The organism is Herbiconiux sp. FW305-C-125, from assembly GCF_058783455.1.
In genome coordinates this window covers 1-17,145 of record NZ_JBYSYO010000014.1, presented here as the reverse complement: position 1 = coordinate 17,145, position 17,145 = coordinate 1, and the positions used below count along the sequence as shown (strand labels likewise).

Genomic DNA, 17,145 nt, shown 5'->3' with positions numbered 1-17,145 from the left:
AACGGCTATGGTGATGGCATGCCTACCCCTCGCGCGACATCCGGATGCGGTCACCGCACCCGTGTGCTGCCCGGGTACCTCAACCAGCCGGGCACCGGTGTCACTCCTGCCCGCCAGTTCGACCGGGCAGGTCGTGTTCTCCTCATCCTGTCGCTCACGCGCGCTCCACCGCACTGATCATCCACACCACTCGGATCAGTCCGGTACCAGGAGCGCGTCGCAGTTGCGGCGCGTTTTGTCATTTAAGCGCGAAGGAATCCCCATGACCACCCTGCCAACCCCCGGCCCTGTCGACGTGACCGATGATGACGACGACCTCCTGAGCTTCCGCCGGCAGCTCGAAGAACAACTCCGTGAGCGGGAGGCATTCATCGCCGAGATCGACCCGCGAGCGGCCCCTCACATCGACATCGTGGCCTGGGCGTCTAGCCAGTCCGCTCTCCAGGTCGTCGCTCAGATCAACGCGGCACTGATCCGCATCGAAGCGGGCACCTTCGGTACATGCAGTCGCTGCGCCGGCCCGATCGCCAAGGCCCGGTTGGAGATCATCCCCTACGCCGACACCTGCGTGCCCTGCCACACCGACGGCACATCATGACCCGCCCGACGGGTGACGGGCGAGATCATGACGATCACGCAACACCACGACAGGCGCGCACACCAGTCCGCCGCACCAGAGCCACAGAGCTCTGAAAGAGGGCGGCCGATCGTTCTCCTTGGAGACACCATCGACTGCCTTCGCACCTTCCAATCCCTCCCCGGCGTCACGACTGAACCCCGCGGCACATCCATACGTGGCCGGCCGACGGCAGCGGTCATCGGGATGGACTTATCGGCCGTCACCGATCGAACCGAACTCGGTGCCAAACTGCGCGCCCAGGTGCCGTTCTGCGCGAACATCTGCGCCAAGACACCGTCCATAAAGCGTCTCATTCTGATCATCGAAAGACCGACAACCGTGCCCGGATCAGTGCTGCAGCGGATCTGTGAATCAGTCGAAGACCGCATCCACCGAAACATCGAACAACATTGCGGCACCTACGTCATCCTCACCATCCTGCTCGTCACCGGCTGCGACAACCCCGACCTCCTCGCTCACCGCGTCCACCACCGAGCACTCCAACCCCAAGGCATCGACGCGACCATGACCCTCCCCTGGGAAGCCCTTAAGAAGGAGCCCATCAGACTCACCGCCGCGAACTACTACGTCTAAACCACGCCCCAGACCGAAGGAACCGACCATGGAAAAGACACGATGGACAGCCTGCGCGCTCCGCGCCCGGCTGCGCGCTGAACAAGCGCTCGACGCTGGCGGTCCAGCACGACGGCCCCTGGCACTGAAACGACTCGAACTCCTCCGAATCATCAAACAAGTCGACGCTAACGCCATCAGTGCGGAACTCGCCACCGAACAACTCGACGCACTCACCGCCACCGTTCACACCATCCGACAGCTGCCCCCCGAGGCCACGATGCCCCTCTTCAGGCACGCGTACTGACCGGCCCAGATCACCTTCAGTCGCGAACCGCAGCGGATGGTCCAGAAACGAACGTTCGCGAGACGGTCGACGCCCTTCGATCCGAGATCGGCGTGTCGTGTCTCATGACTCGTGTTCGCAATCTATGTAATGGAAGCGGCGTTCGCGTTACAGTGAGGCATGGCAACGATCGGTTACGCGCGCGTCTCGACCCGGGATCAGAATCCCGACGGACAGACCGACGTGCTCGAGGCTGCTGGCTGCGACAAGATCTTCGTCGAACACGCATCGGGCACACTCGCTAAGCGACCGGCCCTGGCGGATGCGCTGGCGTATCTGCGCGACGGCGACACGCTCGTCGTGACGAAGCTCGATCGGCTCGGCCGATCGGTGCGGAACCTCAAGCACGTGGCCGACGAACTGCAGCAGCGCGGAATCGGGTTGAAGGCACTGTCTCAGGGGATTGATACGACCACCCCGGGGGGTCGGCTGTTCTTCCATATGCTCGCTGCGATCGCCGAGTTCGAGCACGACCTCATCGTCGAACGCACCCACGACGGACTCGCCGCTGCTCGAGCCCGGGGCCGGAAGGGTGGGCCGAAGTTCAAGATGACTGCGAACAAGATCCGGCAGGCCCGGTCGATGTATGACAGCGGGAATCACACTGTCCAAGAGATTGCGGACACTTTCGGGGTCTCCCGGCCGACCATCTACCGTCACCTCCAGTCCGAGGTCGGTCAGGCCTAGCCGGTGGTGAGTCGTGGCGCAGCACAGTGTCGAGGAGAAACTGGCACTGCTGCGCGAACACGACGACGGCGTCCCCTGGGTCAAGATCGCCGCGGACTCGGGAGTGCCAGCTCGCACGCTCCGGCGGTGGGCGGCCGCGTACCGAGCTGATCCGACGTCGCTGCGGCGGCCGGCCCGCAGCGACAAAGGGCAGCGGCGCACGCCAGCCGAGCTGATCGAGGCGGTCGAAGCTCTCGCGCTCCGTCATCCGACGCCGACGACCGCGTACATTCACCGCCGGGTGAGTGACATCGCCCGCGACCGCGGCCTGCCGACGCCGAGCTACTCCAGCATCCGCTCCACCGTGCAGGCGCTCGACCCGGGCCTGCGCGTGCTGGCCACGAAAGGTGATGCCGCGTACCGTGACCGGTTCGAGCTCGTGTTCCGACGTAACGCTGAGCGGCCGAACGAGCAATGGCAAGCAGACCATACTCTCCTCGACGTCGCTGTGCTTGGTAAGGGCGGTGCCGCGGTGCGTCCGTGGCTCACGATCGTACTCGACGACTACTCCCGCGCAGTCGCCGGCTTCACCTTGTTCCTCGGTGCACCGAATGCTGAGCAGACCGCACTCGCGCTGCACCAAGCCATCAACCGGAAGACGAACCAGGCCTGGCCGATCTCAGGTCTGCCCGATGTCCTCTACAGCGACCACGGCTCCGACTTCACCTCGGTCCGGCTGGAACGAGTCTGCCTAGACACCCACATTCGACTCATCCACTCCCGGCCCGGAGTGCCGCAGGGTCGCGGGAAGATCGAGCGGTTCTACCGCACCATCACCACCGAACTCCTCCCACACCTCGCCGGATTCATCCCGCACGGCACCAACGGGGAGCCACTCACCGATCCTGCGCTCAGCCTCGAGCAACTCGACGGCATCATCGAGCACTTCATCGTCGACGGATACAACAGCCGCCAGCATTCCGAAACCCGACAGACCCCAGTCGAACGGTGGAGCTCGACGGGGTTCATTCCAAGAGCGCCCGCCCATCCCGAGGATCTCGACCTTCTCCTCTTAACTGCAGCCGCATCGCGGAGGGTGCAGCGCGACGGCATCCAATTCGCCTCCACCCGCTACGTGTCCCCGATCCTGGCCGCCTACGTCGGAGAAGACGTCACCGTGCGGTTCGATCCACGCGACATCGGCGAAATCCGCGTCTACTTCAACGACGCCTTCCTCTGCCGCGCAATCGCCCCCGAGCTCGCTGCCGACTCCGTCTCGCTTCAGCAGCTGCAGTCGGCTCGAGCACGACGCCGGCGCGACCTCAGGCAGCAACTGCGGAGCCGACGCAGCCTCGCGGACTCCCTACCCGAGGACACCCGCTACGCGCCCGCGGCATCACCCGAGCCGGATGCCGAACCCACCGAAGAGACTCCACCTCGACACGGATTGCGACTCTATGCGACCGATTAACGACAAGCACACGCTCCTCCATAAAGGCGACGACGGACGCCGGTTCCTCTCTGGCGAACTCGGCGAAGTGAACGTGTCCGCGCCTCCGCCACCGGACCGGCCGCCGTTCCAGATCACACGCGAACATCGGCGCTTCAGCGAGTTCGCCGACACCGTCCGCAATCACCGTTACATCGGACTCTGCTGGGGGCCGCCCGGCGTTGGAAAGACTCTCTCCGCTCGACAGTACGCCGGCACCGAGGAGTGGGAACAATGGCAATCCATCTTCACCAATGACGACCTCGGGCCCGTACCCCACCGGGTGCTAGAGGCGCGGACCGCATTCTTCACACCGACCGTCGCCGCCACCGTCCGGCAAATCGATCAAGGCCTCCCGCGAGTGTGCCAAGCGATTTCCTTCGCCGTCGACTACGACGAGCACCGCGAAGTTGACCCATATGTCCACACCGAGTCCCGCTCGAGCGGCCGCACCGAATTGCTCATCATCGATGAAGCCGACCGCTTGAACACAACCGGTCTCGAGCAGGTCCGCGACTACTTCGACCGACACCACATGGGCGTCATCCTCATCGGCATGCCCGGCATCGAGAAACGCCTCGCCAGATACCCCCAGCTCTACAGCCGGATCGGCTTCGCTCACGAGTTCAAACCTCTCACGCCAGACGAACTCACCGCCGTACTCACTAGCCGGCTACCACTCGCGCCGGACTCGACCGACGGCGGCATCGCCCACGCGACCGCCGTCGCTAGGATCGTTCGTATCACCGGTGGCAACTTCCGCCTCGTCGACCGGCTCCTGACGCAGATCGAACGAGTCACTGCGCTGAACGAGCTCACCGAAGTCACACCCGAGGTCGTCGACGCTGCACGCGAGGCCCTCTTGATCGGCCACTAACCGCGATCAGATTCCGGCCACTTATCGCTGCGACTCACAGCCCAGCGGTTTGCGGGACGATGGTGAAACACCTCGTATCCCTAGGGTTGTGAGACGTCAGATCCGTCGAACTATCGAAGCGGTGGAGGCCGCGATACCGTGAGCTCGACCACTCGGAGAAGTATGACCACGTCGGATGAATCAAGACCGTTCAACTTCAACCGCGCTCTCGATGCCCATACCGAAGAGCAGGGAGTGACCCTGTGGCGGCTGATGTTCCCACGCATAACAGAGATCCAAGCAAAGCTAGACGGCCCGTACACAGCCGTCGTGGAAGAGCGCTCAAGCCTGCGACTGGATGATCGCTACCTCGGATCATGGCGTGGAGGCGGACTCCACCGCGGAGCAATGGCGACAGCAGCCGACGCGCTCAGGACAATTCGCGCCATTCTCGAAACCAACGAGGTGCCCATGACCGCGCTATACCCTCTGTTGCGGGCAGCGGTAGAGAATAGCGCGCTAGCCATTTACCTCCTCGCACCAGCTGCACGCGACATTCGGCTAGTACGCACCTACCAGGTAGCAGATGACGACGCGAAGTGGCGCTGCGTGTTCGCAACCACGCTCGGACAAGAAAATGCATGGGTAACGCGGATGCGGTCCAAGGCCGAGATCCTAAATCTCATAAAGAGCCGGCCCAGCCTAGGATCCCCCAAAGCCGTAAAGCTGGGCGCTCCCAAATACGATGACATGGTGGCGCTGGCAGACGAAGCAATAGCTGCCGACCCCTCGATCCCGACCAACGAAGGAATGCCCCTCCTGGCCTGGTGGCAGCTCATGTCTGGAATGAGTCATGGCAAACAGTGGTCACTGATCGCAGCACTGGAACGAAGCGACGCAGTGGTCGACTCTGTAGACGAGAGTGCTCACGTGAAAATGACGTCTTCGACAGTCATGATTGCACTAGCGCTGCAGAGGTCGGTGGAAGCACTCGAGACTGCCCTTCGCTTATACGGGCAGCGGTCTAAAGCCGCATGGGCGCAGCCCGAGGACGCATCCGAGCCGACTCCTCAAACCCCAGCTCAATTGCGCGCGGCTCGGCGCTCAGTCCTGAATTCCCACGTCCGTGGCAACACGGCACAAGGCGCTCAATCGTCCGTATGACGCCCGTTCAACGAACTCCTCACCGGACAGGTCAAACGAGACGCGACAGTCGGCGTGGTGAGCTCCGCTGTCAGAGCCTCCAGTGAGCGATCCCCTATCGAGACCGAACGCGGCTTCAAGCACACGCGCTACTCACGGCCTGCCCAGCAGTCTAGAAAGAAGGCTGCGAGCTTCAGGCGCAGCCTTCTCGTGCCCAGCGCAACGCTCGCTACGCGGGACATTCCTCATGACTGCGTCGACGTGCTGGCCGCAGCCGGCCCACGTCGTTTTGCCGCACGTCCGGCACGTGACCGCTCTGCACATGTGATTCTCCTCCTCGACGCCATCCCAGTGATACCGATCGACATCACAATACCCCTGGGGGTATTATCTTCTCCATGAAGACCATCATTCTGGGCGGTGTCGCAGGCGGCATGTCCGCCGCCACGCGCCTGAGGCGTCTCGACGAACGGCGGGAGATCGTCGTGTTCGAGCGTGGTTCTTACGTCTCGTTCGCCAACTGCGGGCTGCCGTACTACGTCGGTGGTGTCATCAAGGATCGTGACTCGTTGCTGCTGCAGACCCCGGGGTCGCTCGCCGCCCGGTTCGCTCTGGATGTTCGGGTACGGCACGAGGTCATCGCGATCGGCGCCTCCGCGAAGGCCGTCAGGGTGGTCGACCTCGACTCAGGGCAACATTTCGCCGAGTCCTACGACACCCTCATTCTCGCCGGAGGCTCCACCACAACGCCTGGGCCCACTCTAGGAATCGTCCCCACTCACACGCTCCGGAGCGTCGAGGACGTCGATCACGTGATGGACGTGCTCCAACACGTGGATGGAACTGCACGCGTGACGGTGATTGGGGGCGGGTACATCGGGCTCGAGGCGGTGGAGAACCTCCTCGCGCGAGGTGCACAGGTGGCTCTTGTGCAGCGAGGCCCCCAGGTGCTCGCTCCACTCGATGTCGAGATGGCAGCACCCGTGGAGCAGGTCCTCCGTGATCACGGGGTCGACGTCCGTCTCGGAGTCACCGTCACGGGCGGGCGGGCGGGGGCGGTGATCCTGTCGGACGGCTCTGAGATCCTCACCGATCTCGTGATCGAAGCAAGCGGGGTACACCCGGAGGCGAGATTGGCTCGCGAGGCCGGAGTGGTGATCGGGCCGACCGGAGGCATTGCCGTCGATGATCACCAGCGCACGAGTGATCCCTCGATCTTCGCGGTCGGCGACGGCGTCGAGAAGGAGGGAGCGATCGATGGCCGACCCGTTCTGGTCACGATGGCGGGTCTGGCCAATCGGCATGGCCGTGCTGCGGCCGATGCCATCGCCGGCACCGTCGGAGACACTGATGCGGCGGCCCCTGCTCTCGGCACCGGGATAGTGGGGGTTCTCGGTCTCACGATCGCGTCTGTGGGCTGGAGCGAAAAGCGGCTGCGGGCCGCGGGCCGCGCCCACACGGTCGTCCACACCCACCCGTCTTCACACGCCGGCTACTACCCCGGAGCCCAGCAGATGGCGCTCAAGCTGCTGATCGATCCCGACGACGACCGCATCCTGGGCGCCCAAATCGTCGGGCGCGAGGGTGTCGACAAACGCGTCGATGTCATCGCCACCGCGATGGCCGGGGGCATCACCGCCTCCGGACTGTCGCGACTGGAGCTTGCCTACGCGCCGCAATACGGCTCAGCGAAAGACCCCGTCAATCTCGCCGGCTACGTCGCCGACAACATCCGCACCGGCACGACGCGCACGATCCAGTGGCACGAACTCGACACGGCTCTGACCTCGGGCGTGACGCTGATCGATGTCCGGAGCCCTGCGGAGCACGCATCCCGCTCAATCCCGGGCGCCGTGAACATTCCACTCGACGAACTCCGCGCTCGGCAGAGCGAGCTTCCCGACGGACCGCTCATCGTCCACTGCCAAGTCGGCCAGCGCGGCCATACCGCCGCACGACTGCTCACCCAGCTCGGGCGTGACGTCGCCAACCTCGACGGCGGCTACCTGACCTGGATAGCCGGCACCACCTCCACATCCCTCCAGACACCGAGCATGAAAACAGCAGCATGAATCAGATCACCGTCGACCAGCTCGCCGCCCTCGACAGCCCCGTCCTCATCGACGTCCGCGAACGCGATGAGTTCGCCACCGCCCACGCACCCGCCACGGTCAACCTCCCCCTCTCAGAACTCCACGGCCGCATGAGCGAGATTCCACGCGACGCACCCGTTCACGTCATCTGCCAGGCCGGCGGCCGCAGCGCTCGAGCGACAGCATTCCTCACCGAGAACGGCATCAACGCGATCGACGTCACCGGCGGCACCAACGCCTGGATCAACAACGGACACCCCACCGAAAGCGACAAGGCATGACTGGCGACACCCCGGAAAAAGACGACGGTCGGCTCCACGACGCCGCAGCGGTGCGTAAGGTCGCCAATCGCCTGAAACGCGCGCAAGGTCAACTCTCCGCGGTCATCGCGGCCGTCGAGAACGGCGGAGACTGCCGCGACGTCGTGACACAGCTCGCCGCCGTGTCCAGCGCGATCGACCGCGCCGGCTTCGCCATCATCTCAACAGCTCTCCGGGAGTGCATCACCGATGGACCAGGAGCTGACGAGCACATCGACGACGACGGGCGTGGCCGACTGACCGTCGCAGAACTCGAGAAACTCTTTCTCACTCTCGCCTGAGATGCTTCGAGTGCTCGAGAGCGTGTCAGTGCGATCCATCTCGAGCCGGACGCGCGGAGTCGTGCACGATCTCAGAAGCCGGATCATCCGCAGCATCGGTCACCGTCGTGTTTGGTGATGTCCGCCCGTCTCGGTAGACGGACGGTTCGGCACCGGAGTGCCGGCGGGTTTGGACGATGAAGAGGATCACTCCGAGGGCGACCGCAGCAAACGAAGCCCACACGTTGGCGGGGATACCGAGGAATCCGTCACTGGTGGGGTCGATCCTGATGGCTTCGAGCCAGCTTCGTCCGAGCCCGTACCAGACGAGGTAGAGGGCGAACAGCTTTCCCCACTGCAGGCGCAAGCGCCGCTCGAGCAGCAGGAGAATTGCCACCCCTGCAAGGTTCCAGATGATCTCGTACAGAAACAGCGGGTGGAACAAGGTGCCATCCGGGAGGTTGGCGGGGAATTTGGGGTTGCTGGATTCGATCTCGAGCCCCCACGGCAAGGTGGTGGGGAGTCCGAAGAGTTCGTGGTTGAAGTAGTTCCCGAGCCGACCTATGGCCTGCGCGACGAGCATCGCCGGGGCGAGAGCGTCTGCAAAGGACCAGAACCGGATTCCGGCGCGGCGGCAGCCGATGTAGGCACCGACAGCGCCTCCGAGCAATGACCCATAGAGAGCGTTGCCGCCATCCCAGATCGCGAACACATCCCACAGATTCGCGCCGGGGTAGAAGTAATCGCCGACGTGGGTGAACACGTGATAGAAACGCGCGCCGATAATGCCCAGCGGTACGGCCCAGATGATGATGTCGAGCACCACGCCCGACTCGGCTCCCCGGCGGGAGAGCCGACGCTGCGTGATCAGCAGGGCGGCGATGATACCGGCGAGGATGCATAGCGCGTAGCTGTGCACGGTCAGCGGGCCGAGCTGGAATTGTGCCCACGCCGGGTCGGGACTGGGAATGCTCCGCACCATCATGACCTCCGCAACTCAACAACAGGAATGATGAGACTAGGCAAGGCTAGACCTACCCCTCGACCGGCCCTCAGTAGACCCGGTTCGGGTCTGAAGAAGCCAATGGCCGTGATCATGTGCCGTGGCATCCCGGGGCCGGTTCACGTTCGAGCGGTGGTGGTGATGGCGATGGAGTCAAGGTTGGGCAGAGCGTGGGCGAGCTCGTGCTCGATGTCGTGGGCGATCACGTCGGCGTCGGCCACGGTGGTGTTCGCGACGGTGACGACCGCTGCGCCCTGCAGCCGGTGTCCGACCCAGCGGAGCTGCACCCGCGACACGGCGAGCACGCCCGGGGTGTGCTCGATAGCGTGCTGGGCCCGGTCGACGAGCTCAGGCTCGATGCCATCCATGAGGCGCCGGCCGATGCTGCGCACCGTGCCCCAGAGAAGAACGATGATGGCGGCCGAGATGAGCAGCCCGACGATCGGATCAGCGAGCGGGAAGCCGAGCATCACCCCGAAGCCGCCGACCACGACGGCGAGGGACGTGAAGCCGTCGATGCGGGCGTGCACTCCGTCAGCGACGAGTGCCGCAGAGCCGATCTTCTGACCGACTCGAATTCGGTAGATGGCAACGATTTCGTTGCCCACGAACCCGATGAACCCGGCTGCGATGACCCACCAGAGATTGTTCAGGGGCTGCGGGTTGAAGAACCGCTCGATCGACTGATATGCGGCGACCACGGCGGAGAGGGCAACCACGGCGATGATGAAGAGGCCGGCGAGATCCTCGGCCCGCCCGAACCCGTACGTGTACCGCTTCGTGGCGACGCGGCGACCGACCACGAAGGCGACCCAGAGCGGCACGGCGGTCAGCGCGTCGGAGAAGTTGTGGATGGTGTCGGCGAACAGGGCGACCGAGCCGCTGATGATGACGACCACGAGCTGCAGCACCGTCGTGGCGAGCAGAACGAACAGACTGATCTTCAGCGCGCGGACACCTTGGCTGCTCGCTTCGAGGGCATCGTCGATGGAGTCGGCCGCGTCGTGGCTATGGGGGACGAACAGGCCGTAGAAGAAGCCCTTGATGCCGGCTGGATGAGCATGTCCGTGCTCGTCGGAGTGATTATGCGTGTGGCCGTCGGCACCGTGGTGCTCGTGCTGCGGCTGGCCGTGGGGGTGGTCATGGTGCGAGTGTGGCTGGGTCACGTCGTGGCCTCAGCTCGAGCGTGGTGGTGACGCGGGGTTCCTCCGAGCGAGTGCTCCGCTTGGAAGATCGCGTCCGACACGAGCTGGCTGGCGTGCTCGTTCTCTAAGCGGTAGAACACGCGCGTGCCCTCTTGGCGGGTGGCGACGAACCTCGCAAGTCGCAGTTTGGCCAGATGCTGCGATACCGCCGCCGGCGACTTGTCGACCGCCTCAGCCAGTGCGTTCACGGATCGTTCGCCATCCCGAAGGGCCAGGATCAGCCGGACCCGCGTCGCGTCGGCCAGCATCGTGAACACCTCGACGGCGAGCTCCACGAACTGGCTATCGGGCTGGCGCCCACAAATCGCGCTATCTGCATCCATACGCAGATTATTACATATTCTTGTCGTGAGCCGAACACGGTGGCATCGACGTATTCTCAGCCGGCAGCGAGCCCGGTAGCGCCGTGAACCCCCACCGCAGTCGAGTTGATCGGTGACGAGGGAGCGCGACATCCCGGCGCTGACATCTTCCTCGAGCGGTTGCTAGTCACTGCATGGCCTGAGTCGCCACGATTCAGGAAGATTGCCGCCATCCCGAATTCACAGTCGCAGGCTGGTCTAGCACTTTGACAAGTGGTCGGCAGCCAATCCCCTATCGGAGGGACCAAACAGATCGGCTTACGAGGAGTCTGCTGGAACTCACGCCCTACCAAGCGTGGTCAGGAGCTCGTCGAGCGCCTTCTTCTCCGCCGTCGGGTTCGGGGTGCTTGACCGCACTGACGAGAGGACTGGATCGATCTGCTTGTCGATGAATGTCCATGCCTGGCAATCGGCTGTGGTGAGCGCATCCGCGCTGTCGTCCCAGGCGGTTTCGAGGTCGGTCGCCCGTGCCGCGGCGCCTGCGGTGTCGCCGCTTTGCACGAGCGTGAGGGTGTCGGAGGTGATCGTGCGAAGGTCGGTGAGGTTGGCGGCGGGGAAGTTTGCTTTGGCGGCGGTCTGAGCTTCGGTCTGGGTGAGCGGTGCCGTCCCGGCGTTGCAGCTCGGCGCCGGGCCTTCCGCGGCCAGCGCACTGGTGTGCGGCAGGCTGTTCGTGTAGGTGAGTAGTGCGATGGTCATGACCGCCACGCCCCCGAGGATTCCTAGCGAGGCTCGTCTCCGTGACTGCGAGACGGGGTGTTCAGATTTCTCGGTGTACTTTTCTACGACGTCGGCTTTGCTGATCGTCAGGTACACCACGGTGGCGAGGATGGCGGCGAGGAATATCAGGCTGGTGGTGAAGGTGCCGAGTCCGAGGCCACCTTCCTCCGGGGTGAGGCCGAGCCAGTCACCGATGTTGGCTCCCAGTGGGCGGGTGAGGATGTAGGCGATCCAGAACGTCAGCACGGGGTTGGCGCCGAACCGCCAGACGGCGGTGACGATGCCGATCAGGACGAGAGGCAGCAGGATCGACAGGCCCGGGCCCCATCCGGTGAGTTCGAGGGTCCAGTCGCCGAGGGCGGTGCCGAGGGCGAAGGTGACGAGCACGGCGAGCCAGTAGAAGGCTTCCCGGGGCACGGTGGTGATGCTGTGGATTGACAGGGTGCGCTCCTTCACGAACCAAATCGTGAAGACCACGGCAAGGATGACAGAGAACACTGCGGAGCTGATCCAGAGTGGCACCCCGGCGAGGTCGGTCAGGACGTCCGTGAGTAGTGTCCCGGTGATGCTCATGACCACCACGGTGAGCCAGTAGGCACCCGGCCGGTACTGCCTCAGCCTCATCTGCACGACGAGCACGATCGCCGTGACGACGATGAAGATCAGGGCCGTGGCTACGAGTCCTACGCCAAGGGCCATGTTGATCCAGTCGGCGAAGCTCTCGCCCACGGTGGTGCAGAGGATCTTGATGATCCAGAACCAGATGGTGATCTCGGGGACTTTGCTCAGCATCCGTCGCGCGGTGGGCGCCGATGCGGTCTCAGATGTGCTCATAACCGGAACGTTCTCAGCTGGCGCTTCGGCCGAACTGCGAGCATCGCTCCTCGGTTCTGAAACTTCTCACAGACGCTCCCCCTGTTGAGCGAGGCTGGCAGAGCGCTGTCCAACCCGTGAGATTCCGGGCGCCGACTGATCTCACCGAATAAGCAGGCGGCATGAGCCGCCGGGACCAGACACACGAAGGGGTCGACGGTGAGCTGACGCAGGACACCAGGATCGGCGACCAGAGCCTCACGACCTGGCACAGCCGCCTCGGTCGTCACCTTGCTGACCTCGTGCACTGGCTCAGTGATCGGCTGGGGCCCAACGGCGCCCTGATCCTCGCTCTCGTGTTCGGCGCACTGCTGGTGGTCGCGCTGAGCGTGGCCGCCGCGCAGGTCTACGACAATGTCACCGACGCCGACGGGGCCGCCGGACTCGACAAGCCGCTTCTAGCCTTCGCGATGACGCTCAGATCACCGTTTCTCAACGCAATCGTCGTCGTTTACACCGAGGTCGCCGGACCGATCGGGATGCCGATCATCGCAGTGACCGCCTTGCTTGTGCTGGCCATCCATCGCCGGTCGTGGACGCCGGTCATCCTCATCGTCGCCGCTGGCGGGGGTTCCCTGCTGATGACCGTCGCCGGTAAAGACCTCATCGGCCGCGCTAGGCCGGCGCTGGCGGATGCTGTGCCGCCCTTCGAGTTCTCGCCGTCGTTCCCGAGCGGGCACACTCTCAATGCCGTCGCCGTCGTTGGCGTCATCGCCTACCTGCTCATCCTTCGCCAGAAGACCACCCGCGCCCGGGTTCTCACGGTCGGTGCCGCGGTGCTGTTCGCCATCACCATCGGCTTGACCCGCGTCTACCTCGGGCATCACTGGTTCACCGACGTCCTCGCCGGGTGGGTGCTCGGTGCGGCCTGGTTGGCGGTGGTCGTTACCGCGCACCGTCTCTACTTGACGGTGCGAACTCGACGACACGAGCGTCGACGCGCCCACCCGCCGGTAGCTGTCTAGCCCTGCACGGCTGGCGGGCGCTCCGGTCGGGAAGTCCGCGACGGTCACTTTCGCCGCGACCACGGTATGGGCTTGTAGCCGTGTGAGGACGCCCACGCACACCGTGATCCCTAGAGCGAGCACAAGGCTCACGATGCCCGTTCCGATACCGACCCCTCCGCGCTCCGGGCCCACACCAAGCCAGTCGGCGAAGGATGCTCCGAGCGGCCGGGTGAGGATGTAGGCAACCCAGAACGCGACCACCGCGTTCAGGCGCAGGAAGAGATAGGCGACGGCCGGCACGAGGATCGCGGCCAGGAATAGCAGACCTGACTGGAAGTAGCCGAGACCGAGATCGTGCGCGGTCCAGTCGCCGGCGGCGGTGCCGAGAGCGAACGTCGTCAACACGGTGGCCCAGTAGAAAACCTCCCGCCGCGTAGTGTCGATCGAGTGGATCGACAGAGTCCGCTCGGTGCGATGCCACACCACGAAGATGGCAGCCAGGAGGATGGCGAAGCCGATCGTCGAGATCTCGTAAGGGACGCCGAACTGCACGTGGGCGACATCGGCGGCCATCGTGCCGAAGACACTGACCATCACGACGGTCAGCCAATACACCCCGGGCACGTATCGGCGAGTGCGGAATTGCAGCACGAGGGAGACGGCGAACAGGATAAAAGTGACTCCCACGGCGATGACCGGTTCGATCGTGGTGACCATAAAATCGGATGTCGTCTCCCCCATCCCCGTCGTCAGTACCTTTGTCACCCAGAACAGCCCGGTGATCTCGGGCACCTTACTCGCGAGCGGGGCGCGATCGCGAAACAGCCGAGGTGCTTTCATCGGTTCGCGTCCGACGATTCCAGCCGCGCGGCGGCGCGGCGGTCGGCTCGGCGTTCCCGGAACACGGCGATCACGATAGGGATGATCGACAGGGCCACGATGATGACGGCGATCACGTCGACGTTGTTCGCGATCACCGGGATCTGGCCCAGGAAGTAGCCCGCAAGACAGAGCAGTAGTGCCCACGAGATGCCGCCGATCGCGTTCCAGAGGATGAACCGCCGGTAGGGCATCCGGGACATCCCCACCACAGGTGGCACGAACGTGCGCACGAAGGGAACGAATCGGGCCAGCACGAGAGAGTGCGGCCCGTACTTGGCGAAGAACTCATCCGCTTTCTCGAGGTAGCGGGTTTTCAGGATGCGCGCATCCGGCTTGAACAGGCGCCGCCCGAACCGCTTTCCGATGGCGTACCCGACGGTATCGCCGAGGATCGCCGCCACGGCGATGGCGACCACCAACGCCGGCAGCGGGATCATCAGCGAACTGCTGAGCAGCGCGGCGGTGAAGATGAGCGAGTCGCCGGGGAGGAATGGGAACAGCAGTCCGGTCTCGATGAAGATGATGCCCATAATGACCAGTAGCACGAACGGCCCCGAGCCTTGCAGCAGAGCGGTGGGGTCGAGCAGGCCAGTGGATTGAATCAGCAAGGGTTGCACCTAACGGGGATGGGCAGTGGTCTGGTCGCAGGCTATTCAGCTCAGCGCTTAAGACGTCCTCCTGGGTGCGCTCGATTCGTGAGAGTGCTCACAGAGTTCCAGGGCGTCGTGCGTTCGCGAGTCCCAGGCGCACGACAAGGGGAGTCGGTCGAGTGACCGACTCCCCTGTCTGGGATGCCTAGTTGGTGGGAGCGGGGGTGGGGGTGTCGTCGGCGGTCTCGCCGTCGTTGGTGCCGTCCTCGATTCCGGTCGTGTCGTCGGCGGTCTCGCCATCGTTGGTGCCGTCCTCGACTGCGGTGGTGTCGTCGGCGGTCTCGCCATCGTTGGTGCCGTCCTCGACTCCGGTGACGTCGTCGGCGGTCTCGCCATCGTTGGTGCCGTCCTCGACTGCGGTCTGGCTGGTGGAGGGTGGCGGGGTGGTGTTGGCGGCCTGTGCGGGGATGGCGATCGCGACGCCGCCGCCGACGATGAGGGCCGCCGTGCCGAGCGACCCGAGGGTCCATTTGATGCGCTTGTTCATGGTGGGTTCTCCTTTGTGGGGCAGGCGGGGTGCCTGATTCATGAACCGTACGAAAGGCTGTGTGAGATGAGTGTGAGAGCGCTCAGCGCGCATTCACCTTCGGAAGTTCGATGGTTGCATCGGTGCCGTTACCGGTGGACGAGATGACGCCGACGCGGCCGGCGTGGGCGTCGACGATCTGTTTCACGAGGGCCAGTCCAAGGCCGTGCCCAGGGATCGATTGGCTTGTGTCCGCACGCCAGAACCGATCGAAGGCTCGCTGCTCGGTACCGGGCGGAAAGCCGGGGCCATTGTCGGCGACCTCGATGACTGCCATCCCGAGCCGTTCTGCCACGCGGACACGAACCGTGCCGGTGGCGGGGGTGAACTTCAGGGCGTTCTCGATCAGATTCCCGACCGCGCGAGTGAGGAGCTCGCGGGAGCCGCGCACCGAAGGGTCAGATTCGAAATCGAGGGCCAGCGTGGCACGGTTGCTGCTGCCGCTTGGGCGAGGGGGAAGCGATGCGAGCACGATCTCCTTGATCCGGATGACGGAGAAGCTGTCCTCGATCCGCTGATCGCCCTCCCGGCTGAGCAGAAGGAGGTCATTGGTGAGTCGTTCCATCCTGCCCACGGTGTCGAGGCTGCGCTCGAGGGCGGTGACGTACTCGGGTGGCGTTCGGGGTCGCAGCAGTGCGAGTTCGATTTCGCCGGAGAGCACGCTCAGTGGTGTGCGGAACTCGTGTGAAGCGTCGTCGACAAATCGTTCTTGGGCCAGATAGGCGCGTCGGACGGGAGCCAGGGTGCGACGGGCCATGAGGTAGCTGATCGCCGGCACGACGAGGAGGAGTGCGACGAATCCAACAATGAGTCCGTTGCGGAGCCCGGCGAACGCGATCTCGGCGGCATTTGCGGCAACCACGGTATCACCCTCGGGAGGGTCGTAGTCGAAGGTGGTCGTGACGAAAAGGTAGATCGCGATCGACAAGGTGGCGAAGACAGTGAGCTGCACGAGAGAGAAAAGGAGGGTGAGCCTGCGGATGGCTCGCCGGAACATCACAGGTGGGTCCGCACCAGGTATCCGGCGCCGCGCCGGGTCTCGATGAATTCCGCGCCCGCACCACCAGGTTGGTCGAGCTTCTTTCGGAGATACCGGATGTAGGTCTGCACGACGTTGCTGTACCGGTCGCTGTTGGTGTCCCAGGCATGATCGATCAGCTCGGAGACGCTGACCACGGTGCCGGCGTTGCGCATGAGGTACTCCAGTACAGCGAACTCCTTCGCGGTGAGCGGGATGGTTCGACCGCCCCGGTACGCGCGCCGTAGCCCCGTGTCGAGGGTGACGTCCCGCACGGTGAAAACGGGGGCAATCGCGCGTGGGGCTCGGCGCAGCAGGGCACGCACACGGGCCAGCAGTTCGCTGAGATGGAACGGTTTGATCAGGTAGTCGTCGGCGCCGGCGTCCAGGCCCCGCACTCGTGATTGGGTTGAGTCCATCGCGGTCACCATCAGCACGGGCACATCGGTGTTGGTTTCCCGGATGCGCCGGCAGAGTTCCACACCGCCACCGGGCATCCCCGGGAGCATGAGGTCAAGGATCACGAGGTCGTACACGTCCGTCTCGAACGCGAACAACGCATCCGGAGCGGTCATCCGAATGTCGACCGGGTAGCCC

Annotated in this window: 21 protein-coding genes and 1 pseudogene; 12 read left to right on the top strand and 10 right to left on the bottom strand. The window is 64.4% G+C overall.

Translation table 11 applies throughout. From position 1 onward, the window contains the following. Positions 1-18 precede the first annotated feature (18 nt). From AC3WLB_RS22295 to AC3WLB_RS22260, 8 genes are all read left to right on the top strand, one after another. On the top strand, positions 19-177 hold the full coding sequence (locus AC3WLB_RS22295) for a hypothetical protein (RefSeq protein WP_492509831.1): 159 nt from the start codon (positions 19-21) through the stop codon (positions 175-177). Between the two features lie 85 nt (positions 178-262). Next, positions 263-598, top strand: coding sequence for a TraR/DksA family transcriptional regulator (locus AC3WLB_RS22290; RefSeq protein ID WP_492509829.1), 336 nt, complete (start codon positions 263-265; stop codon positions 596-598). Between the two features lie 27 nt (positions 599-625). Then, entirely contained in the window at positions 626-1,213 is a 588-nt protein-coding gene (locus AC3WLB_RS22285; protein WP_492509827.1) for a hypothetical protein, read from the top strand. Between the two features lie 28 nt (positions 1,214-1,241). Next, positions 1,242-1,499, top strand: a complete 258-nt coding sequence (locus AC3WLB_RS22280) for a hypothetical protein (protein WP_492509825.1) — start codon at positions 1,242-1,244, stop codon at positions 1,497-1,499. Between the two features lie 159 nt (positions 1,500-1,658). Beyond that, positions 1,659-2,225, top strand: a complete 567-nt coding sequence (locus AC3WLB_RS22275) for a recombinase family protein (protein WP_492509823.1) — start codon at positions 1,659-1,661, stop codon at positions 2,223-2,225. 13 nt (positions 2,226-2,238) lie between these two features. After that, positions 2,239-3,675, top strand: coding sequence for a TnsB C-terminal domain-containing protein (locus tag AC3WLB_RS22270; RefSeq protein ID WP_492509821.1), 1,437 nt, complete (start codon positions 2,239-2,241; stop codon positions 3,673-3,675). After that, positions 3,662-4,570, top strand: a complete 909-nt coding sequence (locus tag AC3WLB_RS22265) for an AAA family ATPase (RefSeq protein WP_492509819.1) — start codon at positions 3,662-3,664, stop codon at positions 4,568-4,570. Before AC3WLB_RS22270 ends, AC3WLB_RS22265 begins: the two co-directional genes overlap by 14 nt. A 162-nt stretch (positions 4,571-4,732) precedes the next feature. Then, a complete protein-coding gene (locus AC3WLB_RS22260) occupies positions 4,733-5,713 on the top strand; it encodes a hypothetical protein (protein ID WP_492509817.1) in 981 nt (326 codons plus the stop codon). A 132-nt stretch (positions 5,714-5,845) separates the two neighbouring features. Here AC3WLB_RS22260 and AC3WLB_RS22255 read toward each other — a convergent pair whose 3' ends face one another. Further along, on the bottom strand, positions 5,846-6,016 hold the full coding sequence (locus AC3WLB_RS22255) for a DUF8730 family Cys-rich protein (protein ID WP_492509815.1): 171 nt from the start codon (positions 6,014-6,016) through the stop codon (positions 5,846-5,848). Between the two features lie 74 nt (positions 6,017-6,090). Between AC3WLB_RS22255 and AC3WLB_RS22250 the strand changes: the two genes are divergently transcribed. The 3 genes from AC3WLB_RS22250 to AC3WLB_RS22240 are packed head-to-tail and all read left to right on the top strand — an operon-like array spanning position 6,091 to position 8,386. Next, positions 6,091-7,764 (top strand): FAD-dependent oxidoreductase, encoded by a 1,674-nt coding sequence (locus tag AC3WLB_RS22250; protein WP_492509813.1) that lies wholly within the window; start codon positions 6,091-6,093, stop codon positions 7,762-7,764. Continuing rightward, positions 7,761-8,066, top strand: a complete 306-nt coding sequence (locus AC3WLB_RS22245; protein ID WP_492509811.1) for a rhodanese-like domain-containing protein — start codon at positions 7,761-7,763, stop codon at positions 8,064-8,066. Before AC3WLB_RS22250 ends, AC3WLB_RS22245 begins: the two co-directional genes overlap by 4 nt. Next, positions 8,063-8,386: a metal-sensitive transcriptional regulator gene (locus AC3WLB_RS22240; protein WP_492509809.1), complete on the top strand. Its 324-nt coding sequence runs from the start codon at positions 8,063-8,065 to the stop codon at positions 8,384-8,386. Before AC3WLB_RS22245 ends, AC3WLB_RS22240 begins: the two co-directional genes overlap by 4 nt. A 25-nt stretch (positions 8,387-8,411) precedes the next feature. On the opposite strand, the gene lgt is transcribed toward AC3WLB_RS22240, so the two are convergent. The 4 genes from lgt to AC3WLB_RS22220 all read right to left on the bottom strand — a co-directional run bounded on the left by lgt (position 8,412) and on the right by AC3WLB_RS22220 (position 12,486). Beyond that, positions 8,412-9,347, bottom strand: a complete 936-nt coding sequence (gene lgt / locus AC3WLB_RS22235) for a prolipoprotein diacylglyceryl transferase (protein WP_492509807.1) — start codon at positions 9,345-9,347, stop codon at positions 8,412-8,414. Between the two features lie 140 nt (positions 9,348-9,487). Beyond that, positions 9,488-10,534 (bottom strand): cation diffusion facilitator family transporter, encoded by a 1,047-nt coding sequence (locus AC3WLB_RS22230; RefSeq protein WP_492509805.1) that lies wholly within the window; start codon positions 10,532-10,534, stop codon positions 9,488-9,490. Then, entirely contained in the window at positions 10,531-10,896 is a 366-nt protein-coding gene (locus AC3WLB_RS22225) for an ArsR/SmtB family transcription factor (protein WP_492509803.1), read from the bottom strand. Before AC3WLB_RS22225 ends, AC3WLB_RS22230 begins: the two co-directional genes overlap by 4 nt. Before the next feature lie 318 nt (positions 10,897-11,214). Continuing rightward, on the bottom strand, positions 11,215-12,486 hold the full coding sequence (locus AC3WLB_RS22220) for a COG4705 family protein (RefSeq protein ID WP_492509801.1): 1,272 nt from the start codon (positions 12,484-12,486) through the stop codon (positions 11,215-11,217). A gap of 161 nt (positions 12,487-12,647) precedes the next feature. Between AC3WLB_RS22220 and AC3WLB_RS22215 the strand changes: the two genes are divergently transcribed. Then, positions 12,648-13,490, top strand: coding sequence for a phosphatase PAP2 family protein (locus tag AC3WLB_RS22215; protein WP_492510003.1), 843 nt, complete (start codon positions 12,648-12,650; stop codon positions 13,488-13,490). An 84-nt stretch (positions 13,491-13,574) separates the two neighbouring features. On the opposite strand, the pseudogene AC3WLB_RS22210 reads toward AC3WLB_RS22215, so the two are convergent. The 5 genes and pseudogenes from AC3WLB_RS22210 to AC3WLB_RS22190 all read right to left on the bottom strand — a co-directional run. Further along, positions 13,575-14,312: pseudogene (locus AC3WLB_RS22210) on the bottom strand (COG4705 family protein); the annotation flags it as partial. Beyond that, positions 14,309-14,962, bottom strand: a complete 654-nt coding sequence (locus tag AC3WLB_RS22205; protein WP_492509799.1) for a VTT domain-containing protein — start codon at positions 14,960-14,962, stop codon at positions 14,309-14,311. The pseudogene AC3WLB_RS22210 and the gene AC3WLB_RS22205, both read right to left, overlap by 4 nt. Positions 14,963-15,149: 187 nt before the next feature. After that, positions 15,150-15,491 carry a hypothetical protein gene (locus tag AC3WLB_RS22200; protein ID WP_492509797.1) on the bottom strand — a complete coding sequence of 114 codons (342 nt, stop codon included), beginning with the start codon at positions 15,489-15,491 and terminating at the stop codon, positions 15,150-15,152. An 82-nt stretch (positions 15,492-15,573) separates the two neighbouring features. Continuing rightward, positions 15,574-16,482, bottom strand: a complete 909-nt coding sequence (locus AC3WLB_RS22195; RefSeq protein ID WP_492509795.1) for a sensor histidine kinase — start codon at positions 16,480-16,482, stop codon at positions 15,574-15,576. Positions 16,483-16,526: 44 nt separating this feature from the next. Beyond that, a partial coding sequence (locus tag AC3WLB_RS22190) for a response regulator transcription factor (RefSeq protein ID WP_492509793.1) occupies positions 16,527-17,145 on the bottom strand: 619 nt, incomplete at its 5' end.

Bases quoted from the DNA above. Each gene is read 5' to 3' on its own strand.
- lgt (WP_492509807.1), bottom strand. From the start codon at position 9,347: ATGGTGCGGAGCATTCCCAGTCCCGACCCGGCGTGGGCACAATTCCAG.
- AC3WLB_RS22290 (WP_492509829.1), top strand. From the start codon at position 263: ATGACCACCCTGCCAACCCCCGGCCCTGTCGACGTGACCGATGATGAC.
- AC3WLB_RS22225 (WP_492509803.1), bottom strand. From the start codon at position 10,896: ATGGATGCAGATAGCGCGATTTGTGGGCGCCAGCCCGATAGCCAGTTC.
- AC3WLB_RS22275 (WP_492509823.1), top strand. From the start codon at position 1,659: ATGGCAACGATCGGTTACGCGCGCGTCTCGACCCGGGATCAGAATCCC.
- AC3WLB_RS22295 (WP_492509831.1), top strand. From the start codon at position 19: ATGCCTACCCCTCGCGCGACATCCGGATGCGGTCACCGCACCCGTGTG.
- AC3WLB_RS22220 (WP_492509801.1), bottom strand. From the start codon at position 12,486: ATGAGCACATCTGAGACCGCATCGGCGCCCACCGCGCGACGGATGCTG.
- AC3WLB_RS22260 (WP_492509817.1), top strand. From the start codon at position 4,733: ATGACCACGTCGGATGAATCAAGACCGTTCAACTTCAACCGCGCTCTC.
- AC3WLB_RS22265 (WP_492509819.1), top strand. From the start codon at position 3,662: ATGCGACCGATTAACGACAAGCACACGCTCCTCCATAAAGGCGACGAC.
- AC3WLB_RS22285 (WP_492509827.1), top strand. From the start codon at position 626: ATGACGATCACGCAACACCACGACAGGCGCGCACACCAGTCCGCCGCA.
- AC3WLB_RS22240 (WP_492509809.1), top strand. From the start codon at position 8,063: ATGACTGGCGACACCCCGGAAAAAGACGACGGTCGGCTCCACGACGCC.
- AC3WLB_RS22255 (WP_492509815.1), bottom strand. From the start codon at position 6,016: ATGTGCAGAGCGGTCACGTGCCGGACGTGCGGCAAAACGACGTGGGCC.
- AC3WLB_RS22250 (WP_492509813.1), top strand. From the start codon at position 6,091: ATGAAGACCATCATTCTGGGCGGTGTCGCAGGCGGCATGTCCGCCGCC.
- AC3WLB_RS22200 (WP_492509797.1), bottom strand. From the start codon at position 15,491: ATGAACAAGCGCATCAAATGGACCCTCGGGTCGCTCGGCACGGCGGCC.
- AC3WLB_RS22280 (WP_492509825.1), top strand. From the start codon at position 1,242: ATGGAAAAGACACGATGGACAGCCTGCGCGCTCCGCGCCCGGCTGCGC.
- AC3WLB_RS22245 (WP_492509811.1), top strand. From the start codon at position 7,761: ATGAATCAGATCACCGTCGACCAGCTCGCCGCCCTCGACAGCCCCGTC.
- AC3WLB_RS22215 (WP_492510003.1), top strand. From the start codon at position 12,648: ATGAGCCGCCGGGACCAGACACACGAAGGGGTCGACGGTGAGCTGACG.